This is a genomic window from Caproicibacter sp. (genome assembly GCF_046707225.1).
In the GTDB taxonomy this organism is placed as follows: Bacteria; Bacillota; Clostridia; order Oscillospirales; family Acutalibacteraceae; genus Caproicibacter.
The window spans coordinates 65,917-91,704 of sequence record NZ_JBJKOP010000008.1; the positions used below are offsets into that span (position 1 = coordinate 65,917).

General features: G+C 53.5%; 23 protein-coding genes. 20 read left to right on the forward strand and 3 right to left on the reverse strand.

Going from position 1 to position 25,788, the window contains the following annotated elements; all coding sequences use genetic code 11:
- The first annotated feature begins 41 nt into the window (after positions 1 to 41).
- The 17 genes from ACLQ3M_RS01130 to ACLQ3M_RS01210 all read left to right on the forward strand — a co-directional run bounded on the left by ACLQ3M_RS01130 (position 42) and on the right by ACLQ3M_RS01210 (position 21,163).
- Positions 42 to 1,412, forward strand: coding sequence for a citrate/2-methylcitrate synthase (locus ACLQ3M_RS01130; RefSeq protein ID WP_411675873.1), 1,371 nt, complete (start codon positions 42 to 44; stop codon positions 1,410 to 1,412).
- Between the two features lie 19 nt (positions 1,413 to 1,431).
- The gene (locus ACLQ3M_RS01135) at positions 1,432 to 2,445 is read left to right on the forward strand and encodes a hypothetical protein (protein ID WP_411675874.1); all 1,014 of its coding nucleotides are present in this window, start codon (positions 1,432 to 1,434) and stop codon (positions 2,443 to 2,445) included.
- Positions 2,446 to 2,539: 94 nt separating this feature from the next.
- Positions 2,540 to 3,556, forward strand: a complete 1,017-nt coding sequence (gap, locus tag ACLQ3M_RS01140; RefSeq protein ID WP_411675875.1) for a type I glyceraldehyde-3-phosphate dehydrogenase — start codon at positions 2,540 to 2,542, stop codon at positions 3,554 to 3,556.
- A 256-nt stretch (positions 3,557 to 3,812) separates the two neighbouring features.
- Positions 3,813 to 4,550, forward strand: coding sequence for an IclR family transcriptional regulator (locus ACLQ3M_RS01145; protein ID WP_411675876.1), 738 nt, complete (start codon positions 3,813 to 3,815; stop codon positions 4,548 to 4,550).
- A gap of 89 nt (positions 4,551 to 4,639) precedes the next feature.
- Positions 4,640 to 6,421, forward strand: a complete 1,782-nt coding sequence (locus ACLQ3M_RS01150; RefSeq protein WP_411675877.1) for an L-fucose isomerase — start codon at positions 4,640 to 4,642, stop codon at positions 6,419 to 6,421.
- Positions 6,422 to 6,475: 54 nt separating this feature from the next.
- Positions 6,476 to 7,498 carry a sialidase family protein gene (locus ACLQ3M_RS01155; RefSeq protein WP_411675878.1) on the forward strand — a complete coding sequence of 341 codons (1,023 nt, stop codon included), beginning with the start codon at positions 6,476 to 6,478 and terminating at the stop codon, positions 7,496 to 7,498.
- Positions 7,499 to 7,538: 40 nt separating this feature from the next.
- Positions 7,539 to 8,453, forward strand: coding sequence for a dihydrodipicolinate synthase family protein (locus ACLQ3M_RS01160; protein WP_411675879.1), 915 nt, complete (start codon positions 7,539 to 7,541; stop codon positions 8,451 to 8,453).
- Between the two features lie 26 nt (positions 8,454 to 8,479).
- Positions 8,480 to 9,460: a Bug family tripartite tricarboxylate transporter substrate binding protein gene (locus tag ACLQ3M_RS01165; protein WP_411675880.1), complete on the forward strand. Its 981-nt coding sequence runs from the start codon at positions 8,480 to 8,482 to the stop codon at positions 9,458 to 9,460.
- Between the two features lie 123 nt (positions 9,461 to 9,583).
- Entirely contained in the window at positions 9,584 to 10,054 is a 471-nt protein-coding gene (locus ACLQ3M_RS01170; protein WP_411675881.1) for a tripartite tricarboxylate transporter TctB family protein, read from the forward strand.
- Positions 10,055 to 10,077: 23 nt separating this feature from the next.
- Positions 10,078 to 11,586 carry a tripartite tricarboxylate transporter permease gene (locus ACLQ3M_RS01175; RefSeq protein WP_411675882.1) on the forward strand — a complete coding sequence of 503 codons (1,509 nt, stop codon included), beginning with the start codon at positions 10,078 to 10,080 and terminating at the stop codon, positions 11,584 to 11,586.
- Positions 11,583 to 12,029 carry a YhcH/YjgK/YiaL family protein gene (locus ACLQ3M_RS01180; protein ID WP_411675883.1) on the forward strand — a complete coding sequence of 149 codons (447 nt, stop codon included), beginning with the start codon at positions 11,583 to 11,585 and terminating at the stop codon, positions 12,027 to 12,029. Before ACLQ3M_RS01175 ends, ACLQ3M_RS01180 begins: the two co-directional genes overlap by 4 nt.
- Before the next feature lie 70 nt (positions 12,030 to 12,099).
- Complete coding sequence (locus ACLQ3M_RS01185) at positions 12,100 to 13,767, forward strand: ribulokinase (RefSeq protein WP_411675884.1); 1,668 nt, start codon at positions 12,100 to 12,102, stop codon at positions 13,765 to 13,767.
- Between the two features lie 319 nt (positions 13,768 to 14,086).
- Positions 14,087 to 16,081, forward strand: coding sequence for a 1,4-alpha-glucan branching protein GlgB (glgB, locus tag ACLQ3M_RS01190; RefSeq protein WP_411675885.1), 1,995 nt, complete (start codon positions 14,087 to 14,089; stop codon positions 16,079 to 16,081).
- Between the two features lies 1 nt (position 16,082).
- The gene (locus ACLQ3M_RS01195) at positions 16,083 to 17,318 is read left to right on the forward strand and encodes a glucose-1-phosphate adenylyltransferase (protein ID WP_411675886.1); all 1,236 of its coding nucleotides are present in this window, start codon (positions 16,083 to 16,085) and stop codon (positions 17,316 to 17,318) included.
- Positions 17,305 to 18,417: a glucose-1-phosphate adenylyltransferase subunit GlgD gene (gene glgD / locus ACLQ3M_RS01200; RefSeq protein WP_411675887.1), complete on the forward strand. Its 1,113-nt coding sequence runs from the start codon at positions 17,305 to 17,307 to the stop codon at positions 18,415 to 18,417. Before ACLQ3M_RS01195 ends, glgD begins: the two co-directional genes overlap by 14 nt.
- A 31-nt stretch (positions 18,418 to 18,448) precedes the next feature.
- Positions 18,449 to 19,876, forward strand: coding sequence for a glycogen synthase GlgA (glgA, locus tag ACLQ3M_RS01205; RefSeq protein WP_411675888.1), 1,428 nt, complete (start codon positions 18,449 to 18,451; stop codon positions 19,874 to 19,876).
- A gap of 24 nt (positions 19,877 to 19,900) precedes the next feature.
- Positions 19,901 to 21,163, forward strand: a complete 1,263-nt coding sequence (locus ACLQ3M_RS01210) for a glycoside hydrolase family 3 protein (RefSeq protein WP_411675889.1) — start codon at positions 19,901 to 19,903, stop codon at positions 21,161 to 21,163.
- A gap of 95 nt (positions 21,164 to 21,258) precedes the next feature.
- Here the strand turns inward: ACLQ3M_RS01210 and ACLQ3M_RS01215 are convergent, their stop codons facing one another.
- Positions 21,259 to 21,963, reverse strand: coding sequence for a helix-turn-helix domain-containing protein (locus ACLQ3M_RS01215; protein WP_187037249.1), 705 nt, complete (start codon positions 21,961 to 21,963; stop codon positions 21,259 to 21,261).
- A 153-nt stretch (positions 21,964 to 22,116) separates the two neighbouring features.
- On the opposite strand from ACLQ3M_RS01215, the gene ACLQ3M_RS01220 reads away from it, so the two are divergent.
- On the forward strand, positions 22,117 to 22,860 hold the full coding sequence (locus ACLQ3M_RS01220; RefSeq protein WP_411675890.1) for a histidine phosphatase family protein: 744 nt from the start codon (positions 22,117 to 22,119) through the stop codon (positions 22,858 to 22,860).
- A gap of 54 nt (positions 22,861 to 22,914) precedes the next feature.
- Here ACLQ3M_RS01220 and ACLQ3M_RS01225 read toward each other — a convergent pair whose 3' ends face one another.
- The gene (locus ACLQ3M_RS01225) at positions 22,915 to 23,403 is read right to left on the reverse strand and encodes a deoxycytidylate deaminase (RefSeq protein WP_411675891.1); all 489 of its coding nucleotides are present in this window, start codon (positions 23,401 to 23,403) and stop codon (positions 22,915 to 22,917) included.
- A 98-nt stretch (positions 23,404 to 23,501) separates the two neighbouring features.
- Here ACLQ3M_RS01225 and rsmA point away from each other — a divergent pair, with 98 nt between their 5' ends.
- Positions 23,502 to 24,359: a 16S rRNA (adenine(1518)-N(6)/adenine(1519)-N(6))-dimethyltransferase RsmA gene (gene rsmA / locus ACLQ3M_RS01230; protein ID WP_411675892.1), complete on the forward strand. Its 858-nt coding sequence runs from the start codon at positions 23,502 to 23,504 to the stop codon at positions 24,357 to 24,359.
- On the forward strand, positions 24,356 to 24,595 hold the full coding sequence (locus ACLQ3M_RS01235; RefSeq protein WP_411675893.1) for a hypothetical protein: 240 nt from the start codon (positions 24,356 to 24,358) through the stop codon (positions 24,593 to 24,595). Before rsmA ends, ACLQ3M_RS01235 begins: the two co-directional genes overlap by 4 nt.
- A 16-nt stretch (positions 24,596 to 24,611) precedes the next feature.
- Here ACLQ3M_RS01235 and ACLQ3M_RS01240 read toward each other — a convergent pair whose 3' ends face one another.
- Positions 24,612 to 25,784: a homocysteine S-methyltransferase family protein gene (locus ACLQ3M_RS01240; protein WP_411675894.1), complete on the reverse strand. Its 1,173-nt coding sequence runs from the start codon at positions 25,782 to 25,784 to the stop codon at positions 24,612 to 24,614.
- Between the last annotated feature and the right edge of the window lie 4 nt (positions 25,785 to 25,788).

Genomic DNA, 25,788 nt, shown 5'->3' on the forward strand with positions numbered 1-25,788 from the left:
TGCGGCTTTATTTTTACTTTAATTACAGAAAGAAAGGTGCTATGATGACGGAAATCAATCTGGAAAATCACAGTCCGGAACTGGAAGCCCTTTGCAATGAGTTTCGTGCAAATAACCGAATTTCCCCGGAGAAATTTGAACTTTATCAGGTGAAGCGAGGACTGCGCAATCCGGATGGAACGGGCGTCATGGCAGGTCTTACGCTGATCTGTAATGTACACGGATATCTGATTGCCGACGGTGAGCTGATCCCGGACGTCGGAAAACTGACTTACCGGGGGATTGATCTGAATGAAATCGTAGACGGATGCACGGCTGAAAACCGGTTTGGATTTGAAGAGGTCGCATGGCTGCTCCTTTTTGGAAAGCAGCCGACCAAGAGCCAGCTGGATCATTTTCGGGAGGTGCTGAGCAGCTGCCGGGAACTGCCGGAGTATTTTGCGGAGGACATGATCATCAAAGCGCCTTCCAAAAATGTCATGAACAAGCTGGCGCGGTCTGTTCTGGCGCTCTATTCCTATGACAGCGATCCCGATAACCTGTCGCTGGAAAACAACATGCGTCAGGCGATTCAACTGATTGCCCAGCTGCCAACCATTATGACCTATGCTTATCAGGTGAAGCGGCGGCATTTTGACAAGAAAAGTATGTACTTTCATCCTTTGGACCCGAATCAGTCTACGGCGGAATCGATTCTAAACGCGATCCGTCCGGACCGGTCGTTTACGGATGAGGAAGCGAAGCTGCTTGACATCTGCATGATGATTCACGCGGAGCACGGGGGCGGAAATAACTCCACCTTTACGGCTCGGGTACTTTCGTCCACGGGCACCGATATTTATTCTGCGATCAGTGCGGCGATCGGCTCACTGAAAGGCCCCCGGCACGGCGGTGCGAATCACCGGGTCATGACGATGATGAACGGTCTGATGGAAGGCGTTAAGGATTGGAAGGACGAGGAGGAAGTTTCCGACTATCTGGAAAGAATCCTGCGTAAAAAAGTCCCCGACCATTCCGGCCTGATTTACGGAATCGGGCACGCGGTTTACACTTTGTCCGACCCGCGCGCGGTCATTTTGAAAAAACAGGCTTGTAAGCTGGCCGAGAAGCGCGGGATGAAGGACCAGTTCGACCTGTTCGAGCGCGTGGAACAGCTCGCGCCGGAGGTTTTTGCCAAAGTAACGGGGAAGCCCAAGGTCATGTGTGCGAACGTCGACTTTTATTCCGGCCTTGTGTACGAAATGCTAGGAATTCCGAGCGATCTGTACACGCCGATGTTTGCCGTTTCCAGAATTACCGGCTGGTGTGCCCATCGGATTGAGGAAATGGAAACCTGCGGCCGGATTATGCGTCCGGCGTACCGTTCGCTTTCGAAAGGCATCCCATATGTTCCGATCGATCGAAGAATTTAAAATTATGGAGGAAACCACTATGAAACGGGCTTGGATTGCTTTTTTAGGTACTTTGGTTCTGGTTCTCCCAATCAGAATCTTTTCGATGCTGCGGTATCTGAATCCTCAGACCGGGTTTTATTCGGACGGGGGAAAGTCTGTCGCAGCGGCGTCCATACTGTTGGTTGCCGGGGCTTTTCTAACAGCGTATTTTTCCAGTCGGGACGGGAGAACAGAAATCAGCGCCGAACCGATCAGAAATGTTGTCGCCGCTGTTTTGGGCGCGGTAGCCGGGATCTTTGTTCTCGTTCAGTCGGTCGTCGGATTAACCGCAGGTTTTCTGGGGGTAGGGCAGATTTTCTACCAGATTTTTTGCGGAGCCGGAATTCTGACCGGAGCCGTTTTAATGCTGACGGCTTACGACCTTGCGACCGGCCTGCGTAAAGTTGGAAGCCATCCGCTTCTGGCGCTGATTCCCTCGGTTTGGGGATGTTTGTACCTTGTGGTCCTGTTTATTGCCTATTCTGCCGTGGTGAATCTGGCAGAGGATGTCTACCATACATTTACGGTTGTTTTTCTGCTTTTATTCCTGTTTACGCAGGCAAAACTGTTCACAGGAATAGAAAGTACCAAAAGTGGAAAAATGATTTACATGGTTGGTCTGCCGGCGGCGTTAATAGCGCTGGCGACGGGAATTCCGAGCAGCATCCAGTTTTTCGGCACCGGGATCACCGCGGGAGTTGTTTCCATCGGTATGCACATGGCGAATATTGCGCTGGCATTCTATATTATCGCGTTTTTATCTGCTCTGCAGGCGGTTCCTGCCGCAGCGGAAACAGATCCGGCCGGAGCAGCTGGCCTTGAAGACCTATCTCAACCGACGGCCCTGCCCGACACGGACGACCGGGGAAACAAACCGATGCTGAAGGCGGAAGGGTCCATTTCCGAATATGTCAGCTTTTTACGCAAGGCCTGCGGGAGCGGTGAAAAATTCGTTACGGCGGTTCCGAGTCCGTTTTATTCCAGAAACGACCCCTCGACGGAAGAAAGCTAGTTAAAATATTATCAAAAAGCTTGTAAAAGTTTTCCTAATGTACTAAAATAATAATGAAAGACAGAAGTCTCATTGAATTAGGAGGTAGCAATCTATGTCCATTAAGATTGGCATCAACGGTTTTGGCCGTATCGGGCGTCTCGTGTTCCGTGCGGCAATCGCTCAGCCCGAAACGTTTGAGGTCGTCGGAATTAACGATCCCTTTATCGATCCCGACTACATGGTATACATGGTAAAATACGATACCATGCACGGTCATTTTCAGGGGGAAGTCAAAGCTGAAGACGGAAAGCTGGTTGTAAACGGCAAAGCCATCTCTGTTTTTGAGGAAAAGGACCCCGCTCAGATTCCGTGGGGAAAAGTCGGGGCTGAATATGTCGTCGAATCCACCGGCGTATTCCCCAGCACCGAAAAGGCTTCCGCTCACCTGACCGGCGGAGCAAAGAAGGTCGTTATTTCCGCTCCCGCGAAAGACGACACACCCACATTTGTCTGCGGCGTAAACCTTGACATGTACAAGAAGGATATGAAGGTTGTCTCCAATGCGTCCTGCACAACGAACTGCCTGGCTCCGATTGTCAAAGTTGTCAATGACAAGTTCGGCATTGTAGAGGGCCTCATGACAACCGTACACTCCACCACGGCAACCCAGAAAACAGTGGACGGTCCTTCCAAGAAAGACTGGCGCGGCGGCCGTGCCGCAGCCGGCAACATCATTCCCTCCACAACCGGCGCCGCCAAGGCCTGCGCCCTTGTGATTCCTTCCGTAAAGGGCAAGCTGACCGGCATGTCCATGCGTGTTCCGACGCTGGATGTTTCCGTGGTCGATCTGACTGTGAACCTTGCAAAGCCCACAACCTATGAAGCAATCTGCGATGCGATGAAGGAAGCTTCCGAAGGCGAGATGAAGGGCATTCTCGGTTATACGGAAGATATGGTTGTATCCTCCGATTTCCTCGGTGATCCCCGTACCTCCATTTTTGACGCGAAGGCCGGTATCATGCTGAACGATCACTTTGTTAAGCTGGTATCCTGGTACGATAACGAGTGGGGCTACAGCAACAAGGTCCTCGAACTGATTAAGCACATGTTCAAGGTTGACCACGAATAAGAACGAATTTCCATTTTGATTTTCTAGCGCCTCTTATCGGATTGTTACGGTAAGGGGCGCTTTTCTATTTGATGATTTACGTATCTTACAGTGAAAGAGTAGTTGTTAAAAATAGACTAAATCAATTAATCGAAGTTATGTAAAATGTAGAATTGCTATGAAAACCTTGAAAAAGAGAACTGAATGTTATACACTATTAACAGATAAAGAACGATGTTCTACAATATAGAACAAGGATCGAGTGGAAATAGAGACTATGATTAAGTCGTTAGAAAAAGCGCTGAATATTCTTGAGTGCTTCTCAGTCGAAAAGCCGGAACTTGGAATTACCGAAATCAGCCAAATGACGGGGCTTTACAAAAGCAACGTGTTCAATATTGTTTCAACATTTGTCGGCAGCGGCTATCTGGAGCAGAACCCGGAAACAGAAAAATACCGTATTGGCTTAAAAATTATGGGACTATCGCATATTCTGTCCACTTCAATGGGGTTTCACAGTGTCGTGCATCGCTGCATTAATGAACTGGCAAAGGCGATCGATGAAATTGTCTATTTCGGAATTCCCGACGGCGAAAATGTGATGTATATGGAGGGAGCCTATCCGGAGAAATTCTACAATATCAGGTGGGTACAGGGAATGACGGCTCCTTTGGTTTGTACCGCGATTGGCAAAGCAATGTTGGCTTACATGGAGGAAGCGTTTATAGACCAGGTCTTGGCAAAACCTTTGCGGCGATATACGGATTATACGATTACGGACCCGGAGATCTTAAGAGCCGAGCTGATGCTCACCAAAAAGCGAGGTTACAGCACGGATAATATGGAGCATGAGTACGGGATCAAATGCGTGGGTGTTCCTGTATTTAACCGTTCCGGAGACTTGATTGGGGCGCTCAGTACAACCGGTCCCTCCCTTCGATTCAGCGAGGAACAATCCGCAGTATTTGTATCCATGTTGAAAGATAAGGCGGAAATCATACGCCAAAACAACTGAAAATTCGGACTTTCAAAGTCCAAATTTTTTAGCCTAATATAAGAACGTTGTTCTACAGTATAGAACATAATAAGAGAGGGGTTTTAATCTTGCTAAATTGTTTGCCGAAAATCGGAATTCGTCCTGCTATTGACGGGCGACGCGGGGGAATTCGTGAGTCACTCGAAGATAAAACCATGTCCATGGCAAAAGCAGCCGCTCGGCTGATCAAAGAAAACCTGCGTCATGCGGGCGGAGAAGAAATAGAGGTCATTCTCGCCGATTCCACCATCGGAGGGGTAGCGGAGAGCGCGGCCTGCGCGGAAAAGTTCGAAAGAGCCGGCGTCGCGATTACCCTGACGGTGTCGCCCTGCTGGTGTTACGGCACCGAAACGATGGACATGAACCCGAATACCATAAAGGCCGTTTGGGGCTTTAACGGAACGGAGCGCCCGGGGGCCGTTTATCTGGCGGCAGTTTTGGCCGCGCATAACCAAAAGGGTCTACCGGCATTTGCAATTTACGGGAAAGACGTCCAAAACCTAAACGACGACTCTGTTCCGGAGGATGTGCAGCAAAAAATTCTGCTTTTCTGCAAGGCAGCGGTCGCCGCTGCTACTGTGCGGGGCAAGAGTTATCTATCCATCGGCTCCGTCGCCATGGGAATTGCGGGTTCGATTCCAAACCACGAGTTTTTTCAGGACTACCTGGGCATGCGGAACGAACAGGTGGATACCGCGGAAATCCTGCGCCGAGTAGAAAAAGAAATTTATGACAAGGAAGAATACGAAGCCGCGATGAAGTGGGTTCGCGAAAACTGCCGCGAGGGCTTTGATAAAAATCCGGCACAAAAGGCATATAGCCGAGAAAAGAAAGACGAACAATGGGCGTTCGCCGTCAAGATGGCAATGATTTTCCGCGACCTGATGCATGGAAATCCAAAGCTGGATGAGATGGGATGGAAAGAGGAAGCCTGCGGTCATGAAGCAATCTGCGGCGGATTCCAGGGGCAGCGCCAGTGGACGGATTTTCTTCCGAACGGGGATTTTCCGGAAGCAATTCTGAATACGAGCTTTGACTGGAACGGAGTACGGGAAGCAATTCCGTTCGCAACGGAAAATGATACGCTCAATGGTGCGACCATGCTGCTCGGGCATTTATTGACGGATCGCGCTCAGCTTTTCGCGGATGTCCGAACCTACTGGTCGCCGGAGGCGGTCGAACGCGTGACCGGGAAAAAACTGACCGGTTTGGCGGCAAACGGAATGATCCACATGATCAACTCCGGCGCGGCCTCTCTCGATGCCAACGGGAAAATGAAAGACGCGAACGGCAGCCCGGCGATGAAACCCTTCTGGAAGATCACGCGGGAAGATGTTCGGAATTGTCTCGGCGGCGTTGATTGGTGCCCGGCGGATGTCGATTATTTCCGGGGCGGCGGCTTTTCCTCAAGGTTTATCGGAGGTTCCGAAGGAGGAATGCCGATGACGATGGCAAGAATCAATTTGATTAAAGGCATAGGACCCGTTCTTCAGTTGGCGGAGGGGTATTCCTGCAGCGTTGATCCGGAGATTCATAAAATTCTGGATCAGAGAACGGACCCGACCTGGCCGACCACATGGTTTGCGCCGAAGCTGACCGGGAAAGGCGTTTTCAAGGACGTTTACTCTGTTATGGCAAACTGGAACGCCAATCACGCGGCATTGTCTTACGGCCATATCGGGGATTTGCTGATCACGCTTTGTTCCATCCTGCGGATACCGGTCTGTATGCACAATGTGGAACGTGAGCGAATTTTCAGGCCGACTTATTGGAGCTGCCTTGGGACGGATGATCTGGAAGGCGCGGATTACCGCGCGTGCAGTGCGCTCGGATCCCTGTACGGGATTTAAGGAGGTACCGCTTCCTTATTTTCCCGGGGAGAGCATGGAAAGGAGTCGTTTCTTTTGAGCTATGAAATCTTAAAACGAGAATTTATCATCCCGGAATTGAGCTCCGGCATGTGCCATGCCTCCACGGTCCTTCCTTTGGCGGACGGTTCCGTGCTTGCCGCATGGTTCGGCGGTTCGCACGAAGGAAAAGGGGATACGGCAATTTGGCTTTCCAGGAGAGAAGGCTGCTGGGAAAGGCCCATGCGCCTCGCGTATTCTGAAGAAGCGCACTGGAATCCGGTCCTGCGGGACGCCGGTGAGAATCAGATCGTTCTTTATTTTAAAGTCGGAGACGTCATCGCGAAGTGGAGAACCATGTTCTGCGTATCGGCTGACGGGGGCCGAACATGGAGCGATCCTCAGGAGTTGGTTGAGGGGGACCGCGGGGGCCGCGGGCCGGTTCGGAACAAAATTCTAGAATTGATGAGCGGCCGGCTCCTGGCTCCGGCTTCCATAGAAGACGGAATCTGGCGCGCGTTTGCGGATATTTCAGATGACGAAGGGCGCTCCTGGCAAAAGAGTACGGAAGTTCAGATCGAAAATCTGCAATTTAAAGCCGGAGAGCGAACGGACCGGGGGAGCGGGATAGAAGTCAGCGAGCAGTCGTTTTATGGCAGAGGAGTGATTCAGCCGACTCTTTGGGAATCTTCCGCCGGTCGGGTCCACATGCTGCTGAGAAGCACGGAGGGAGCGGTTTACCGCAGTGATTCGGAGGATGGCGGGAAAACATGGTCCGCCGCAAGACGAACCGCTCTTCCGAACAATAACAGCGGGATTGATCTCACCCGGACGGAGGATGGCGCGCTGTACCTTGCCTGTAACCCCGTCGGCGTCAACTGGGGGCCGCGTACACCGATGTCTCTGCTGAGGTCCGGCGATAACGGGGAGAACTGGGAACGGCTGCTCGACCTCGACGGCGGAGAAGGAGAATTCTCTTATCCGGCGGTTGTTGCCGGCGGCTCCGTGCTTCATGTTACCTACTCCTGGAAGCGGAGAACGATAGCATACTGGCAAATCGGTATTGCACCGCTTAAATAATTGCACCATTACTTTTAAAACTGGAAAGGATCGAAATTAAATGAAGAACACATTCCCGGGCGGCGAATGGCCCACCATGCTGACCCCCTTTACAAAGGAAGGCGCCGTGGATTACAAAGCCCTTGAAAAGCTGGTCGAATGGTATCTGCAAAACGGGGTTTCAGGTTTGTTTGCCGTTTGCCAGTCCAGTGAGATGTTTCAGCTCAGCTTGGAGGAGCGGGTGGGCGTAGCCGAATTTGTCAGGAAGAAGGCTGCGGGCAGAGTGCCGGTCATCGCGTCGGGCCATATTTCGGACGCGATAGAGGACCAGGCGGCTGAACTGACTGAAATGTCAAAGACCGGCGTGGACGCCGTCATCCTGATTACAAACCGGCTCGCGAAGGAAAAGGAGAGCGACGAAGTCTGGCTTTCCAATCTGAAAGAGCTGTTGCGTCGGATTCCGGAAGATGTTCCGCTTGGTTTTTATGAATGCCCCTATCCTTACAAAAGGGTGATGAGCAAAGAAACGGTTTCCTGGTGCGCGAAGGCAGGAAGATTCTTTTTCCTGAAGGACACCTGCTGCGATATTGATCGGATTCGGGAAAAACTGGAGATGATAAAGGGTACAAACCTGAAGCTGTACAACGCCAATACTTCCACTCTTTTGGAATCGCTCCGTCTGGGGGCGGCCGGATACAGCGGCGTTATGGCAAACTTTCAGCCGAAGCTGTACGCATGGCTGTGCGAAAACTACCGGTCGGAGACAGCCGACAAGCTTTCGGATGAGCTGTCCATCTGCTCCCTGATTGAACGTCAGCTGTACCCCGTAAACGCAAAATACAATCTTTTGTTGGAAGGCCTCCCGGTGGAAACCGTTTGCCGGGTGAAGAACAGTGCCGATCTTACTCCTACGTTCCAAAAAGAAGTGCAAATGCTTCATCGAATTACGGAGCGTATGAATAAGGAACATAGATAAAAATAGAAACAGCAGGAGGAATTGTAATGAAATTCAGAAAGGTCCTAGCATTTTCACTGGCCGCCGTCATGGCGGCGGGCACCCTTGCAGGATGCCAGAACAAGGCGGATAAAAAATATCCGACGGGCGGCGACGTTACGGTCATCATTCCGAAAAGTCCTGGGGGCGGCACGGATATATCGACCCGAGGGCTGCTTCAGTACATGAAAAAGTACGCCGACGGCATCAATTTTGTGCCGACAAACAAACCGGACGGCGGCGGAGTGACTGGAATGGTTGAAACTTCCAAGGCAAAGCCGGACGGCTACACGCTGGGCGCAGTTACCGTCGAACTTGCCATGTTTCCACATCAGGGCAAAACAACTTTAACCTACAAGGAATTTGCTCCGATTGCGGCTCAGATTGCCGCGCCGGCCGCTCTCATCGTTCCGAAAGACGCGCCGTACAACACCGTGCAGGAATTCGCCGATTACTGCAAGGCGAATCCCAACAAAGTTCAGATGGGTAACTCCGGTACCGGCGCTATCTGGGATATTGCTACAACTGAGTTTGAAGACGAGTTCGGTGTAAAAGTCAAACATATTCCCTATCCGAACGGAACGGCGGACATCGTAGCGGCGCTCGCGGGCGGCCATATTGACGCTACCCTTGCGGACCCCTCCGGCGTAAAGAGCCAGTATGAGGCGGGAACAGTGAAAATCCTTGGCATTATGGCGGACACCCGTTCCAAGCTTTATCCGGATGTCCCAACCTTTAAGGAACTGGGCCATAACCTGACTATCCGTGCGTGGGCGGCTCTTGTCGCTCCGAAAGACACCCCGGCCGACGTCCTGAAGTATCTGCGCGACGTCGCGAAGAAGACGGTTGAAGATCCGGAGTATCAGCAGTACCTGATGAAACAGGGAATTGATCCGGTAGAGATCATCGGCGATGACTGCTATAAAATGATGGAAGAGGACGACGCCCTGTACGCGAAAGCGCTGGCGGATACCAGCAGTTCCAAATAAGGATAATGAACGTCTTGTAAATGTCTTTCGGAGAGGGAATCGAGGGAGGAACGCTCTTTTCCCGGTTCTCTCTCCGTTTATTTCTTTCGACAATCGCCTATCATGAAAATGAGGAATTGTACCATGACAAATATGAAAAAATGGAACTATATTGTTTCACTGGTAATGGCGTTATTCGGCGGCTTTGTCATACTGATGTCCCTGCACTACCCTGTTACCCTTGGGACGGGGGATCCGGGGGCGGGTTTCTGGCCGATCGTTCTCGGCGCCGTGATGATCTTTCTTTCGGCTTTGCTGACCGCTGCAAACATTGCAAACGGAGAAAAAGAAAAACAGAAAGAGTTTACCATTTCGCTGCCTGCCAATCGAAGGGTCTATTGGTTTATGGCGCTGATTACTCTTTTTTGCATTGTGATGTATCTGCTTGGATTTCTCGCCGCGGTGCTGCTCTTTATTCCTGCGTCGATGTATCTTTTGGGTGTTCGCAACGTGAAAGAGATGGTTTTGACCAGCGTTATCTCAACGGCGGCGATCTATGTTATTTTCTCGCTGCTCTTAAAGACGCCTTTGCCCATGCCGTTTTTTATGGAATAAACTGAAAGGAAAGGATCGGTTACATGAATGCTTTTATTGCTGCTCTGGGAAACGTTGCCGAACCGATTAACATAATCGGTCTGGTGTTCGGCGTCGGTATCGGGATCCTGATCGGCGCGCTGCCCGGCCTTTCGGTGAACATGGGTATTGCGCTTTTATTTCCCCTTACGTTTGCGTTTCAGGGGATCGGCGGAATTTTGATGCTGCTCGGCATTTACTGCGGAGCAATTTACGGCGGTTCTATTTCCGCGGTTCTTTTAAACACCCCGGGTACGCCGGCTTCAGCCGCGACAACCATCGACGGGTATCCCATGGCGATCAAAAACAACCAGCCGGGGCGTGCCTTGGGCCTCTCTACGCTGGGCTCCACGTTCGGCGGTGTTTTCAGCGCCATTTGCCTGATGCTCCTTTCACCGCTGCTTGCCAAGGTTGCCCTTCAATTTTCGAAACCTGAATATTTTGCTTTGGCGATATTCGGAATCAGCATCATCACAAGCGTTTCATCCGGCTCCGTGATTAAGGGAATTATGGGTGGAATCATAGGTTTGGTCATCTCCACAATCGGGGTCGACGCGATGAGCGGACAGATGAGACTGACGTTCGGCACAACCTATCTCATGGGCGGGCTCTCTTTTGTTCCGGTCCTGATTGGCCTGTTTGCGTTTTCTCAGGTGCTGCAAAGCATCGAAGACTGTTACGACGAAAAATTTGTGAAGCAGGAAGTTAAAATAGCAAGGGTTTTCCCGACTGTGCCGGATTTAAAACGTGTTGCGGGCACCCTGCTGCGTTCCGCGTTTATCGGAACGTTTATCGGATGCGTTCCAGGCACCGGCGGAGATATTTCCTCTTTCATTTCCTATAACGAAGCCAAACGCTGGTCCAAACATAAGGAAGAATTCGGCCATGGCGCACCGGAAGGCATCGTGGCGCCGGAAACCGGGAACAACGCCGTTTCCGGCGGCGCCATGATCCCGATGCTGACGCTGGGGATTCCGGGCGACGGGGCAACGGCAATCATGCTCGGCGCGCTGCTGGTTCAGGGATTGCAGCCGGGCCCGCTACTATTTACTCAGCAGGCGCCTCAGGTTTACACCATTTTTCTGGGGCTGTTGATTGCGAATCTTGTCATGGGCTTGTTTGGATTTTCCCTGATTCGGCTCTTTGCAAAGGTAATCAATATTCCGAAGCGTTTCCTTTTGCCGGTTATTTTGGTCCTGACTTTTGTAGGCTCCTACGCGTACAACAATTCCATCATTGATGTTTATGTGATGGTCGGATTTGGGTTCCTCGGATACTTCCTCAATAAGATGGAGTTCTCCATGTCGGCGATTGTCATTGGCATTATTCTTGGCAGTCTGGCGGAAACGAATTTCCGCGGCGCGCTGATGATGAGCGACGGCAGTCTGAAAATTTTTCTGACCCACCCGATTTGTGCATTCTTCCTGGCCGTAGCGCTGATTTCCCTTTGTTCGCCGATTCTTGGACCTTTGTTTAAAAAGATATTCCCAAAGAAGGGAAGCGCGCAGGCATGATTTTGGACACACCTGCAAATTTGTTTCGCAGATGTTCTTCACCGCAGTGGAAAGAGGCGGAGAAGTTTTACCGTTCCAGTTCCGCGCTTGCCCCGGGCCGGTATGAGCTGAATCACGGGGTATTCGCCTTGGTCCAGGAGGGCGTAACTACCCCGGAGGAGCAGGGGGATTTCGAGGTCCACCGCAAATACACGGACCTGCAGATCGTTACCGAAGGAAGCGAATGGCTGGTTTGGTCGGATACGGCGGCTCTGACACAGAAAATTCCGTATGACTCTCAGAGGGATGCCGCATTCTTTTCCGGCGAGGGGACATCGATTCCGGTTCGGGCGGGAATGTGCTATGTTATGACCCCGTCCGACGGACATAAGGCCTGCTGTCATCGAAACGGGCCGTTGCACTACCGCAAGCTGGTCATTAAAATACCGGTTGACCCGAAATAGAGAAAAAACAGGGAAAAGCGCCGAAACTGCGGCGCTTTTTCTTTCAACCGAGGAAAGGATTCAAATTGCTATGGCTGAAGAAAAATATGTAATTGGAATAGATTTTGGTACGCTGTCCGCCCGGGGAGTGCTTGTGAAGGTACGGGACGGCGCCATCGTTTCCTCTGAAGTCAAAGAATATCCGCACGGTGTAATGGACAAAAGGCTTCCGGACGGCACCGAGCTTGGGCCGGACTGGGCGCTGCAGCATCCGCAGGATTATCTGGACTGCATTTCTGAGATTTTTCCCACACTGATGAAAGACGCAGGAGTGACGGCGGAAAATATTATTGGAGTGGGCAGCGACTTTACAACCTGCAGTATTCTTCCGACTAAAGCCGACGGAACGCCCCTGTGCTTTCTTCCGCAGTATCGCGAAACGCCGCACGCCTATGCAAAGCTGTGGAAACATCACGCCGCTCAGAGAGAAGCAAACGAGCTGAACAGAATTGCCGCAGAGCGGGGGGAGAATTTCTTATCGAATTACGGCGGAAAGATCTCTTCGGAATGGATGATTCCAAAGATCTGGCAGATTTTAAACGAAGCTCCGGAAATTTTCAACGCGGCCGAGCGAATTATGGAATGCGGCGACTGGGTTGTTTTCCAGTTGACCGGGGAGGAAAAGAGAAGCTCCTGCCAGATGGGCTATAAAGCCATTTGGCAGAAGGAAACAGGCTATCCGCCGAATGATTTTTTCCGTGCCCTTGACCCGCGGCTGGAGCATGTTGCGGACGAGAAGCTTTCCAGAACGGCTTATCCGCTGGGAACCCGGGCGGGGACCATTACGAAAAATTCCGCAAAATGGACGGGGCTGAACCCGGGAACCCCTGTCGCCGTCAGCTGTGGAGATGCCCATGCGGCTGTGCCGGGAGCTGGAATCACACGGCCAGATGTTATGCTGATGGTGATCGGTACCTCCGGCTGTGATATGATGGTGTCCAGGCAAAGGTGCAGGATCCCGGGAATCTGTGGAATTTGCGAGGATGGAATTTTACCCGGCTATTTCGGTTATGAAGCCGGTCAGTCCTGTATAGGTGATCATTTCCAATGGTTTGTTGAGAATATGGTTTCCACTGAATACCGGGCGGCGGCGAAAGAAAAAAACATGTCGGTTTACCGGTATTTCGACGATCTCGCAACCCAAATCAGGCCGGGGGAAAGCGGATTGCTCGCTTTGGACTGGTGGAACGGGAACCGCAGTGTGCTGGTAAACGCCGATCTTACGGGACTGATTCTTGGAATGACGCTTCGCACCAAGCCCGAGGAAATTTATAAAGCGCTGGCGGAAGCCGTTGCGTTTGGAAAACGAAAGATCATCGACACCTTTCAAGCAAACGGCGCGGGAATTTCAGAGCTTTACGCAACTGGGGGCATTTCCGAAAAAAGTCCGTTTGTCATGCAAACGCTTGCCGATGTCATTGGAAAAACAATAAAGGTTTCCGCTGTGGATAATGCAACCTGTATGGGAGCAGCCGTTATGGGCGCGGTCGCGGCCGGCGTAGAAAAGGGCGGTTACGGCGGCATACCGGACGCCGCGTCCGCCATGAGCGGAGGCGTCCGCGCTGTCTATGTTCCTAACGCGGGTAGCCACGTGATTTACGAACGCCTTTATCAGGAATACTGCACGCTGCACGATTATTTTGGAATCCGGAACAATGTAATGGAACGGCTGAAGAAAATGGAATCCGCCGAAACCTGAACCGAGCCGCCGAAAGCTATTTTCGCTTTCGGCGGCTTTTTCATGGGATTCATCCCGTTGTATCATTGCACCCTGCGCGGGCAAAAGGAATACTCCGTTTTCCCTCCGAAAGCGCGGAGAGGAACAGAAATCGACAGAGCTCCTGTGCTATGATGAAAGACAAAGATTTTATTAGAAAATAAATTCGATATCTTTTGTAACAAAACAAACAAAAACAATCTAACTTATAGAAAAAAACACTTTAAAATGACTAAATTATCTTGATATTTTCCCAAATTGTGCTATGATAAAATTAAATAAGAAAAGGGGGTCGGCTAAAATGCAAAAGAAAGAGATGCAAAACGGCATGGACCCGTCGCTGACCGGATTCTTAGCAGGGACGAATGCCAGGGCGTTCGATTATCTGGGAGTACATAAGTCGGCGCGAAACGGGCGGGAAGGCATGATATGCCGCGTTTGGGCGCCGAATGCCTCGGAAATCTCCGTTGTCGGCGATTTTAACCGCTGGCAGGCCGGGCTCGACTGCATGGAACGGGTCGGCGGCGGAGTATGGGAATGCTTCCTGCCCGGGGTATGGAACCGCTTTGACTCCTACAAATTCTGCATTGTCGCACCGGACGGGAAAAAGCTCTTTAAAAGCGATCCCTATGCCTACCACTTTGAATCCGGAGAGGGAAAAGCGTCCAAGTATTACGATCTGGAAGGCTTTTGCTGGAAGGACGCAGCATGGATGCGGCACAAGGCGGCAAAACCGCATTACGGGCAGCCTGTCAATATTTATGAAATTCACCCCGGCTCCTGGAAAAGGCACGCGGACGGCAATGTCCTGACTTATGAGGAATTGGCGGACGAGCTGCTGCCCTACCTGAAGGATATGGGCTACACGCATGTGGAGCTGATGCCGGTGACCGAATATCCTTTCGAAGGCTCCTGGGGGTATCAGGTTACGGGGTATTTCGCGCCGACCAGCCGCTACGGGGAACCCAAACAGTTCATGAGCTTTGTGGAAAAATGCCATGAAGCGGGAATCGGGGTGATTCTTGACTGGGTTCCCGCCCATTTCCCAAAAGACGCGTTCGGCCTCGCGCGGTTTGACGGAACGCCCTGTTACGAATATGCGGACCCCCGGAAAGGGGAACACAAGGACTGGGGAACGCTCGTGTTCGACTACGGCCGCAGGGAAGTGGTTAGTTTTCTGATTTCCAGCGCGGTGTTCTGGTTGGAAAAATACCATGTGGACGGGATTCGGGTGGATGCGGTCGCCTCTATGCTTTACCTGGATTACAGCCGGAAAGCGGGAGAATGGGTCCCGAATATCAACGGCGGAAGGGAAAACCTGGAGGCGGTAGCATTCCTGCGAAAGCTCAACGAGGCTGTGTTCTCCCTTTTCCCCGACGTGATGATGATCGCAGAGGAATCCACCTCGTGGCCAATGGTTTCGCGCCCTACTTATTCCGGCGGGCTTGGTTTTAACTACAAATGGAACATGGGATGGATGAACGATATGCTCCATTACCTGACACTGGACCCCGTTTACCGCCCGTTTAACCATGACAGTCTTACCTTTTCCTTCTTTTACGCGTTTTCCGAAAACTTTATTCTGCCGATTTCCCACGATGAGGTCGTGCATGGAAAAAGCTCCCTTATCAATAAAATGCCCGGCGACTACGAGCAGAAATTTGCCGGGGTCCGCGCGTTCCTGTGTTACATGATGGCCCATCCGGGCAAAAAACTGATTTTTATGGGAACGGAGTTCAGCCAGTTTATTGAGTGGGATTATCAGAAGGAGCTGGACTGGATGCTGCTGGATTATGAGCAGCACCGCAAACAGCAGAGTTTTTTCCGCGATCTGAATCATTTCTACCTGAATACGCCCGCGCTGTGGGAAATAGATTTTACGTGGGAAGGCTTTTCCTGGATTTCCAACGACGATTATACACAGAGTGTGATCGCATTTCGCAGGATAGACAGGTCCGGCAAAGAAGTGATCGCAGTCTGCAACTTTCAGCCGGTTCGGCGGGACAATTACTCTATTGGGGTGCCGTATGACGGCATTTATGAAGAAGTCTTTTCATCCGACGCGGTTCGGTACGGCGGCAGCGGCATCAGCAACGGTTCCTCCATTCAAAGCGTAAAAATACCGTTGCACGGCTGCGAACAGTCCGTTTGTCTTACTTTACCGCCGCTTTCTGTTTTTTATCTCAAATGCAAACGCCGCAGGACAAAATCTTCTGGGGGTCCGGCCCGACCTCATCAAGGCGGCGAACGCCGGAAAGCGCGCGGACAAAGGTCCGGTCAAAAGGAGGAGGAATAATATGTTTCCAAAGCAACAGGTCGTGGCCATGCTGCTGGCGGGCGGTCAGGGCAGCAGGCTTGGGGTGCTGACAAAAAATCTTGCAAAACCCGCCGTGCCTTATGGAGGAAAATACAGAATTATCGATTTTCCGCTGTCAAACTGTGTGAATTCCGGAATTGAAACCGTGGGGGTTCTCACCCAGTATCAGCCGATGATATTAAATGAATATATCGGAAACGGGCAGCCCTGGGATCTGGACAGCATGAACGCCGGGGTACACGTGCTGCCGCCGTTTCAGCGCAGCCGCAGGTCAGACTGGTACAAGGGTACGGCCAACGCGATTTATCAGAACATTCCGTTTATCGAGCGGTACAATCCCGACTATGTCGTGGTCCTCTCCGGCGACCACATCTACAAAATGGACTATTCGCGCATGATCGCGTTTCACAAGGAAAAGGAAGCCGATTGTACGATTGCGACAATCGAGGTCCCAATGGAGGAAGCCTCGCGATTCGGAATCCTCAATACCAACCCGGACGGCTCCGTCTACGAATTTGACGAAAAGCCGAAAGCACCCAAAAGCAATCAGGCTTCCATGGGGATTTATGTGTTCAGCTGGAATAAGCTGAGAAGCTATCTGGAGGAGGACGAGGCGGCGCCGAAGTCTTCGAATGATTTCGGCAAGGACGTTCTGCCCGCCATGCTGAACGCGGGCGAGCGCATCTTTGCTTATCGCTTCGAAGGATACTGGAAAGATGTCGGCACGATTGACAGTCTGTGGGAATCCAACATGGATCTTTTGAACCCGAAAATTCCATTGGACCTGAGCGAAGAAAGCTGGAAGATTTTTACGCGCAATCCGGTCATGCCGCCGCATTATGTCGCCAAGGGCGCCCGGGTGCAGAACTCGCTTGTTGCGGAGGGCTGCACCGTTTACGGCGAAATCGACTTTGCCGTGCTTTTTTCCGGAGTCTACATCGCGCCCGGCGCGGTGGTGCGCGACTCGATCATTATGCCGAACACGCGGATAGAGGAAGGGGCCGTTGTGCAGTACGCGATCGTCGCGGAAGAATGCGTCATCGGCAGCGGGGCGAAGATCGGCGCGCGTCCGGAGGATATCGTCAACAAGGAAGAATGGGGAGTCGCGGTCGTCGGGAACGGCTGCTCCATCCCGTCCGATTCCGTCATTGCACCCAAATCCATGATTGATTCCGAAACTTTCGCACAGGAGGCGGTGAAAAATGCGAGGAAATAATGTGCTGGGGCTGATCTTTTCCAACACGCACGAAGAAAAGCTCCGCGACCTGACGGAAATCCGGACCATGGGCTCCGTGCCGTTCGGCGGCAGGTATCGTCTCATCGATTTTCCGCTTTCCAATATGGTCAATTCCGGGATTAGTAAAGTCGGCGTCGTCACAAAAAGCAATTATCAATCCCTGATGGACCATCTCGGTTCCGGCAAGGCCTGGGACCTCTCCAGAAAAAGGGAGGGGCTGTACATTCTGCCGCCGTTCGGCGACACCCGTCTTGTGAATAACAGGGTCGAATCGCTTGCTTCCATTAAGAGATTTTTGACCAACTCCAAGGAAGACCTGGTTCTGATTACGGACAGTGATGTTGTCTGCAACATCGATTATTCCGATGTGGTTTCCACTCATATCAGGAAAAACGCGGATGTCACGCTGGTCTGCCGCTTCGGGCCGCTGCCCCGGAAGCTGGCCGAGCCGCTGGTGCTGACAACCGACCCGGACGGCCGCGTGATCGACCTGCTGATCGACCCGCGCACCGACGGAGAGTGCTGTTATGGAATCGGAATGATTCTGCTCCGGCGAGAGCTCCTGATTCGGCTGGTGGACGACTGCGTCAGCCGCAACCTTTACAGCTTTAAACGGGATCTGCTCCAGCGGAATCTGTCCTCTCTGCGGATGTATTCCTATGAATTCAGCGGCTATGCCCAGATCATCAGTTCGCCCGTTTCCTATTTTGCGGCAAATATGGAGCTGATGCAGCCGAATGTCAGAGCGCAGCTGTTTAATCCGGACCGGCCGGTCTACACGAAAGTGCGCGACGACATGCCTGCGCGGTACGGCCTTGGCTCGGAGGTTTCGAATTCCCTGGTCGCCGACGGCTGTGTGGTTGACGGGGCGGTGCGCAACAGTGTCCTGTTCCGCGGTGTGCGGGTCGGCAAAGGCGCCGTTGTGGAAAACTGCGTCATTTTACAGGACGGACAAATCCGGCCCGGGTGCAGAATGAAGTACGTCATCACGGATAAAGATGTCCTGATCCAAAACGACCGCTCTCTGCTGGGGTTTGAATCCTACCCGATTTTTATCAGCAAGGGCAGCGTTGTCTGAATACACGATTTCACGCAAGGGGGTATTAGAAATGAAGGTACTGTACTGTACAAGCGAGGCAATGCCGTTTGCTTCGACGGGCGGTTTGGCGGAGGTTGCCGGCTCATTGCCGCAGGCGCTCCGGCTTCGTCTGATCGGCTGCCGTGTGGTGATGCCGCTTTACGAGGACATTCCGCAGGAACTGCGAGACGGGATGAAATTTTTGACCAGCCTGTCCGTGCCGGTCGCATGGCGCAGGCAATACTGCGGCGTTTTCGAAACTCATGTCGGCGGCGTGATATACTACCTGATCGACAACCAGTATTATTTTAAACGTCACGGCCTGTACGGCCATTTCGACGATGCGGAGCGCTTTGCCTTTTTTTCCCGCGCCGTGCTTGAAATGCTGCCCTACATCGATTTTAAGCCGGACGTCATTCACGCAAACGACTGGCAGACCGCGCTGGTACCGGTTTATTACAGCACATTCTATGCGGATATCGACTGGTTCCGCGGAATGAAAACGGTTCTGACGATTCATAATATTCAATATCAGGGGAAATACGGGGAAGAACTTCTGGAAGATGTTCTCGGTTTGCCGAAGACTTCCCTTCCTCTGCTGCAGTTCGGTGAGTGCGTCAATTTTCTGAAGGGCGCGATCGAATGTGCGAACCGCGTCACAACGGTCAGCCCAACCTATGCTTCGGAAATTCTGGATCCGTGGTATTCCCATGGACTGGACAGCATACTTCTGGAACGGAAATGGAAACTGAGCGGAATCCTGAACGGAATTGACACCGGGGTCTATAATCCGGAGACTGACCCGGAGATTTATTCCAATTATTCCGCGGATGATTTGTCCGGGAAAACTGCGAACAAGACGGAACTGCAAAAGAGGTTAAGTCTTGCGGTTTCCGAACGGACGCCGCTCATCGGCATGGTGACGCGCATGGTTTCCCACAAGGGGCTGGATCTGGTGCGCGATTCGCTGGATCAGCTGCTGAACTCGACGGACTGCCAGTTTGTCATTCTCGGCTCCGGCGACTGGGAGTACGAGACGTTTTTCCGGCAGCTTCAGGAACGGTTCCCCGGGCGCGTGTGCACATGCTATGGGTTTGTGCCTGAGCTTTCTCACAAAATCTACGCAGCGTCCGATATTTTCCTGATGCCGTCCAAAAGCGAGCCGTGCGGGCTTTCTCAAATGATCGCGTTGCGTTACGGTTCGATTCCCGTCGTGAGGGAAACCGGCGGACTGAAGGATTCTATTACCGACAGCGGCGACGGGGAGGGCAACGGTTTTACCTTCCAGACCTATGACGCCGGCGATATGCTTCACGCGCTCGGCCGGGCGCTTCAGGGTTACCAAAATCCGGAGGGCTGGGAAATCCTGATGCGGCGCGCCATGGAATGCGATTTCAGCTGGGGCCGTTCCGCGAACGAATATATTCGTCTGTACCGGAGCCTTCTGAAAAATGGTTAATGCACTCGGCGGGGAGGGAAAGCGATGAAAAAACGGCGTGCCAAAGGCCTGCGCATCGCGGGGAAAACCATGCTTTTTTTATTGCTCTTTCTCTGTGTGGGCGCCGCGGCTTTCGGCTTTTACAGGATTGCCGACAAAGCTTTAGACCGCATGTTTCCCCCCGCCGGCGGAATCACAGTGTCCCAGCCGTCCTCTCTCCCTTCCTCCTCAGCGGTGCCCTCTTCCTCATCCGCGGCCTCGGGAACGCAGTACAAGCCGGTGAAAGGGCTTTTTTCGGCTTACGGCGAGGCGGCACAGCGGCGCCTGACAAAAATGACAACCAGGGAAAAGGTGGGCCAGGTTTTCCTGGTTACCTGTCCCACTGCGGGACAGGTTATGGTGATCGACGATTATCAGCCGTGCGGCTACTGCCTGACGGCACGGGACTTTGAAGGCAAAACGGCCGATCAGGTCCGCAAAACGCTTGCTTCCTATCAGAATTCCAGTAAAATCAAGATGATTCTCTGCTGCGATGAAGAGGGCGGCACGGTGGTGCGCATCAGCAAGTTTCCAGCTCTTTCAGAGCAGAAATTCCGTTCCCCTCAGCAGATTTTTCATCAAAGCGGACTGGACGGAATTAAACAGGACACGGAGAAGAAGTCCCGGCTGATGGAATCACTTGGCCTGAATATGAACCTGGCGCCGGTCTGCGACGTTTCCGTCAATCCGTCCGATTTTATCTATGCGCGCTCCTTCGGACAGAACGCCGAGCAGACCGCGGAGTTTGTCACGGCTTCTGTGAAAGCCTACCGAGCCCAGGGACTTGCCTGTACGCTTAAGCATTTTCCGGGTTATGGAAACAATGCGGACACTCATACCGGCGTTGCGACGGACAAGCGCAGTTATCAGACCTTTCAGCAGTATGATTTTCTGCCGTTTCAGGCGGGGATTCAGGCGGGAGCGCCCTGTGTGATGGTCTGCCACAATATCGTTGAGTGCATGGATTCCAGAAATCCCGCGTCGCTTTCGCCGCAGGTGCACAGGATTCTGAGGGAGACGCTCGGCTTTTCCGGGGTTGTCATGACGGACGACCTCTCCATGAAGGGAGTCACGAACTTTCTGGGCGGCAAAAACGCGGCTGTGAAGGCGTTTCAGGCGGGAAACGATCTTTTGTTGACACCGGATATCAAAGACAGCTTCAACACCCTGTACGCCGCCGTGGAGGACGGCACGATCAGTGTGGACAGGCTTAACGATTCCGTGCTGCGCATCCTTGCGTGGAAATACAGCATGGGAATGCTTTCGTAAAGGCCTAAAAAAAGCCGGGGCGCTGCGCGCTCCGGCTTCCATTTGCCCGATTTTGACCTTTGCCGTTTTCAAACGGCAAAGGCCGTGCTATAATTTTATTTGGTTTGTTTTTTTGCTCCCATCCGAACTTCCGAATTCTGAATCAGGTTGAAGAGCGAAGAGGCAAACAGGGGATATTCCGAGGACAGCTTTTCGGGGGAAAGGGAAGGCAGCGCGTTTTTATCCACACCCTCCATCTCATCCACCTTATCGCCGGAAATCAGGCATTCCGCGTTGGACAGCGAGATCTGCTGCGCCGCTGCGGACCGGCCTGCTCCAAGCTTTAAGGGCACCGAGAAAAGCCCCTGCGGATTTTTAAGGTTCGCGGAATACAGCATCCGGAACACCTTGTAAACGGAAAGATTCAGGTAGGCGGAAATTTCCATGGTCAAAGCCTTGTTTCCGCATTTCTGCAAAATTCCGAAAATAATATTCAGGGAATTTGCGATCAGCTTTTTATTCAGTACCGGCAGCAGGCTCCCGCGCAGGGTGTTTTCCTTGCCCACTGCGTCCGGCTCGGGGATATCCTCCACCGAAATCGTTGCTCCGCTGCGGTGCGGCGTCCTGCCCAGCAGGTAGTCGCAGGATACGCTGTAGTAGTCCGCGACCCGGACTACAAAGTCAAGTCCGCATTCACGGATTCCCTTTTCGTAATGGGAAAGCAGCGCCTGAGAAACGCCGAGGTCCCCGGCGGCTCTTTTCTGGCTGTATCCGCGTTCCTTGCGCAGCAAAGTAATAATCCGGGCAAAATTGTTGTTCATTTGACTATCCCCTGTCGAATCCTGTATAATAAACGCAATGTAAAGTATACAATAGATATAACAATTTGTAAAGCCGCTAGATATCGTGCCGGGACTTCTGATACTTTCCGTATCTTGAGCAAAACGGCGGGGGCGGCGCTGAAGGAGAGTTTTATGAAATCCTATACCGTTCATCTGATCCGCCATGGAACGACAGAAGGAAACGAGCAGGGCAGGTATATCGGTTCAACGGACCTGCCTCTATCCGAACAGGGGGCGGAGCATCTTCGCGCTTTGCGGGAAAAACACTCATACCCTCAGGCTCAGGCGTATCTCTGCAGTCCGCTGCGCCGCTGCACCGAAACAATGAAAATTTTATATCCGGACGCCCAACCGATTTTGATCCCCGATCTGCGGGAATGTGATTTTGGGGACTGGGAGGGAAAAACGGCGGATGAAATCGCGCGGGAAGACGGCCGTTTCCGCCGGTGGATCGCCGGAAACGGGGAGCCGGTCACGCCGCCGAACGGAGAGGACGGCGCGGCGTTTTCCCGGCGGGTCTGCGCGGCCTTTGAAAAGATTGCGGAAGGTCTGATGCGTTCCGGCATGACTTCCGCGGTCCTTGTGGCGCACGGCGGGGTGCTGATGAGCATCCTTGCGGCGTACGGGCTTCCGCGCGCGGAGTTTTACGACTGGATCACCGAGCCGGGCTGCGGATATTCCATGAGGATCATCCCGGGCTTGTGGATGCGGTCCAGAGTGGGGGAGGTCTATGCGGAGATTCCGCCCAGGCCGCAGAAGGACGGGGACGACAATGAAAGAATTCTGGTTGACCTTGCGCGGGAGGCGGCCGACCGCGCGTTTGGGAAGCGGGACGAAGCGGACAGGGCCGGCAACCGGGAGGAAAAAGAAGAATAAAAGGCCCTCGCGGCAGCCGGAAGGCGCCCGCGAGGGCCGATGTTTCGATTGCGGTCAGTACCCGAACTTTCCGGCGAGAGACTCGTCGTTCTCCACCCAGTCCTGCACGTCCGTCACGGTGAAGTCGGAGGCTGTGTTTCTCGCCACGACACGGGTGATGCCCGCGTTAATGATCATCCGCTTGCACAGCGAACACGGCGCGGGGTGGGCAACGTAATCGCCGGAGTCTGCCTCCCGGCCGACCAGGTAAAGCGTGGCGCCGATCATGTCCCCGCGCGAAGCGCTGATGATCGCGTTCATTTCCGCGTGGACGGAACGGCACAGCTCATAACGTTCTCCGCGCGGGACTTTCAGGGATTCCCGTACGCAGATTCCGGTATCGATGCAGTTTTTTCGGCCGCGCGGCGCGCCGGTGTAGCCGGTGGACACAATTTCGTCGTTTTTGACGATGATCGCGCCGAAGTTGCGCCTCAGGCAGGTCCCCCGTTCCAGAACGGTCTCCGCAATGTCGAGATAATAATTTGCCTTGTCGGTGCGCTTCATAAAAAGTCCTCCCAGTAAATCGCAGAATTGCTTGAAATGGAAATTCGGGTCAGGGTATGCTATAATAAAGGCAGAAGAGAGATCGGAGGATCAGCAGCATGGAGTTGACGGACCTTTCAACCATACAGGCGGTGCTGAAACGGCACGGCTTCCGCTTTTCAAAGTCCCTGGGCCAGAATTTTCTGATCGACCCGGCCGTCTGCCCGCGCATGGCGCTGGAGTGCGGAGCGGATGAAACCACAGGGGTGCTGGAAGTCGGCCCCGGTTTCGGGGTATTAACCCGCGAGCTTTCCGCGCGGGCCGGCCGGGTGGTTGCGGTGGAACTGGATAAGGGCCTGCTGCCGGTCCTTGGGGAAACGCTGGGCTCCTGCCGGAATGTGGAGATTGTTCAGGGGGACGTGCTGAAACTGGACCTCGCGGAGCTGTTGAAGGAAAAATTCGGCACAATGAAAATTTCGGTCTGCGCCAATTTGCCGTATTATATCACGTCGCCCGTGCTGATGCGGTTTCTGGAGGAACGGCTGCCCGTGTCCTCGCTGACGGTCATGGTGCAGAAGGAAGCGGCGCGGCGGCTGTGTGCTCCGCCGGGCAGCCGGGACTGCGGAGCCGTGAGCGCGGCGGTCAGCTACTATGCGAAACCGCAGATTCTGTTCGAAGTGCCCAGAACTTCGTTCTATCCGCGGCCGAATGTGGATTCCGCCGTGATCCGGCTGGACGTGCTCGACGAACCGGCGGTTCGGGTACTCAGTGAAAAAGGTTTTTTTGCGCTTGTCCGCGCGGCGTTCGGCAAACGGAGAAAAACGGTGTTAAACTCCGTGTCCTCCGGGCTGGGGCTTGAAAAGGAGCAGGTGCTCCGGGTGCTTGAGGACGTCGGAATTCCCCCCGCAACGCGGGCGGAGCGGCTGACCCTTCCGCAGATGGCTGATTTTGCAAACGGACTGGAGGAACTAAAATGAGCAATGAAAGACTCGCGATGCTTTTTTTCGACATCGGGCTTGTCCTCGCAATGATCTCCATGGTGATCGGGCCGTTCGAAATTACAAACTGGGCGCTGACGACCGGCGTGGTCGCCTGCTTTTTCGGGATTGCGTCCCTGTGCCTTGGTTTCCTGAGCTGGGACGAGTGGATGGAGCCGGAGCGGCCCGTTTCCGGCCCGGACCCAGCCGAGCCCGGGGAAACGGCGGAGCGCTGATGCGGCGGTACGCCGCTCAGTAGATGATCGCGCCGTATTTCGCGGCCAGCGGCTCCAAAGTTTCGCGTTCAATCTGACAGTCGGAGTCAACGATCAGCCTGCCCTGAAAGTACCGCAGCGCGGCGTCCAGAAGCGTCGGAATATCTGCATGAACCGCAATCGGCAACCGGGCCATGCCGCCGACGGTGCCGAGCAAAACCGCGTCGTCCATGCCGGTTATTTCCACCAGCGCGGCGGTGACCTGCTCGTCGTCCAGGTCGATCAGGTCGTCTTCAAGCGAACTGGTGCAGCGGATCGGTTCGCTCAGAATAATATCGTCGCCCAGGAAAAAGGCTTCCTGCTCAATGGCGGCGGCGTCGCAGTCCGGCTCCTCCGGCAGCATGGGGGGGCCGTAATTTTTTAGGGTTTTCGCAAGGGCTTTCAGGTGTTCCGGTCCGGCCCCGGTCCCCGTCCCCAAGATTCCAACGCCCGCGTCTAAAAACGAAACGGCCGCTTCGGCCAACTGCCGGGGAGACAGACCCGCGATTTCAAGCCGGATGGCAAACGGCACCGCCGCGTGCTGCCGTGCGCGCTGGAACTGTTCCGCAAGGTCCGGTTCCGCGGTGCAGCAGAGACCGACCGCGTCCGCTCCCATGGCCTGAAGGGTGATTAGCCCGGGCAGAAGGCTTCCGCCGGTCATGGTATTCCCGTCGGAATCAACGGACATCAGCGCGATCACCGGAAGACCGGTGGTTCGGGCGGCAAGCAGGGCAGCGCGAAGATCTGAAAGAGCGTGAAAACCTTCTAAAATAAGGAAATCGGCTCCGCCTTCGTCCAAGGCCCTGATCTGTTCCCGGTATCCGTCAAAAATATCGTCAAAGTCGGACTCGCCGTGCGGCGGCACAAACAGGCCGCTGGGGCCGATTGCTCCGCCTACGGGGATTCCGGGCCGGGCGGCGCTGCAGGCGATACTCAGCAGCTTCCGGTTCAGTCCGGAGATGTCGCAGTCGGGCAGGCAGAACCGGTTCGCCGTCAGCGTGGGCGCACGCAGAACCTGAGCCCCGGCGGCAAGAAATCCGCGCAGCAGATCCCTTGCCGCATCCGGGTGCTCCGCAAGCCAGAGTTCGGGTTCGGCGCCGGCCGGCAGCCCGGCGGCGTGAAAATCGGGAATCGGGTCCAGAAGAAGAGGAAGCCGATCAAGTAATTCCATTTTT

What these genes read in the sequence shown, in the direction of transcription:
- ACLQ3M_RS01130 (WP_411675873.1), top strand. Translation starts at nt 42, where the DNA reads ATGATGACGGAAATCAATCTGGAAAATCACAGTCCGGAACTGGAAGCC.
- ACLQ3M_RS01135 (WP_411675874.1), top strand. Translation starts at nt 1,432, where the DNA reads ATGAAACGGGCTTGGATTGCTTTTTTAGGTACTTTGGTTCTGGTTCTC.
- gap (WP_411675875.1), top strand. Translation starts at nt 2,540, where the DNA reads ATGTCCATTAAGATTGGCATCAACGGTTTTGGCCGTATCGGGCGTCTC.
- ACLQ3M_RS01145 (WP_411675876.1), top strand. Translation starts at nt 3,813, where the DNA reads ATGATTAAGTCGTTAGAAAAAGCGCTGAATATTCTTGAGTGCTTCTCA.
- ACLQ3M_RS01160 (WP_411675879.1), top strand. Translation starts at nt 7,539, where the DNA reads ATGAAGAACACATTCCCGGGCGGCGAATGGCCCACCATGCTGACCCCC.
- ACLQ3M_RS01165 (WP_411675880.1), top strand. Translation starts at nt 8,480, where the DNA reads ATGAAATTCAGAAAGGTCCTAGCATTTTCACTGGCCGCCGTCATGGCG.
- ACLQ3M_RS01170 (WP_411675881.1), top strand. Translation starts at nt 9,584, where the DNA reads ATGACAAATATGAAAAAATGGAACTATATTGTTTCACTGGTAATGGCG.
- ACLQ3M_RS01175 (WP_411675882.1), top strand. Translation starts at nt 10,078, where the DNA reads ATGAATGCTTTTATTGCTGCTCTGGGAAACGTTGCCGAACCGATTAAC.
- ACLQ3M_RS01180 (WP_411675883.1), top strand. Translation starts at nt 11,583, where the DNA reads ATGATTTTGGACACACCTGCAAATTTGTTTCGCAGATGTTCTTCACCG.
- ACLQ3M_RS01185 (WP_411675884.1), top strand. Translation starts at nt 12,100, where the DNA reads ATGGCTGAAGAAAAATATGTAATTGGAATAGATTTTGGTACGCTGTCC.
- glgB (WP_411675885.1), top strand. Translation starts at nt 14,087, where the DNA reads ATGCAAAAGAAAGAGATGCAAAACGGCATGGACCCGTCGCTGACCGGA.
- ACLQ3M_RS01195 (WP_411675886.1), top strand. Translation starts at nt 16,083, where the DNA reads ATGTTTCCAAAGCAACAGGTCGTGGCCATGCTGCTGGCGGGCGGTCAG.
- glgD (WP_411675887.1), top strand. Translation starts at nt 17,305, where the DNA reads ATGCGAGGAAATAATGTGCTGGGGCTGATCTTTTCCAACACGCACGAA.
- glgA (WP_411675888.1), top strand. Translation starts at nt 18,449, where the DNA reads ATGAAGGTACTGTACTGTACAAGCGAGGCAATGCCGTTTGCTTCGACG.
- ACLQ3M_RS01210 (WP_411675889.1), top strand. Translation starts at nt 19,901, where the DNA reads ATGAAAAAACGGCGTGCCAAAGGCCTGCGCATCGCGGGGAAAACCATG.
- ACLQ3M_RS01215 (WP_187037249.1), bottom strand. Translation starts at nt 21,963, where the DNA reads ATGAACAACAATTTTGCCCGGATTATTACTTTGCTGCGCAAGGAACGC.
- ACLQ3M_RS01220 (WP_411675890.1), top strand. Translation starts at nt 22,117, where the DNA reads ATGAAATCCTATACCGTTCATCTGATCCGCCATGGAACGACAGAAGGA.
- ACLQ3M_RS01225 (WP_411675891.1), bottom strand. Translation starts at nt 23,403, where the DNA reads ATGAAGCGCACCGACAAGGCAAATTATTATCTCGACATTGCGGAGACC.
- rsmA (WP_411675892.1), top strand. Translation starts at nt 23,502, where the DNA reads ATGGAGTTGACGGACCTTTCAACCATACAGGCGGTGCTGAAACGGCAC.
- ACLQ3M_RS01235 (WP_411675893.1), top strand. Translation starts at nt 24,356, where the DNA reads ATGAGCAATGAAAGACTCGCGATGCTTTTTTTCGACATCGGGCTTGTC.
- ACLQ3M_RS01240 (WP_411675894.1), bottom strand. Translation starts at nt 25,784, where the DNA reads ATGGAATTACTTGATCGGCTTCCTCTTCTTCTGGACCCGATTCCCGAT.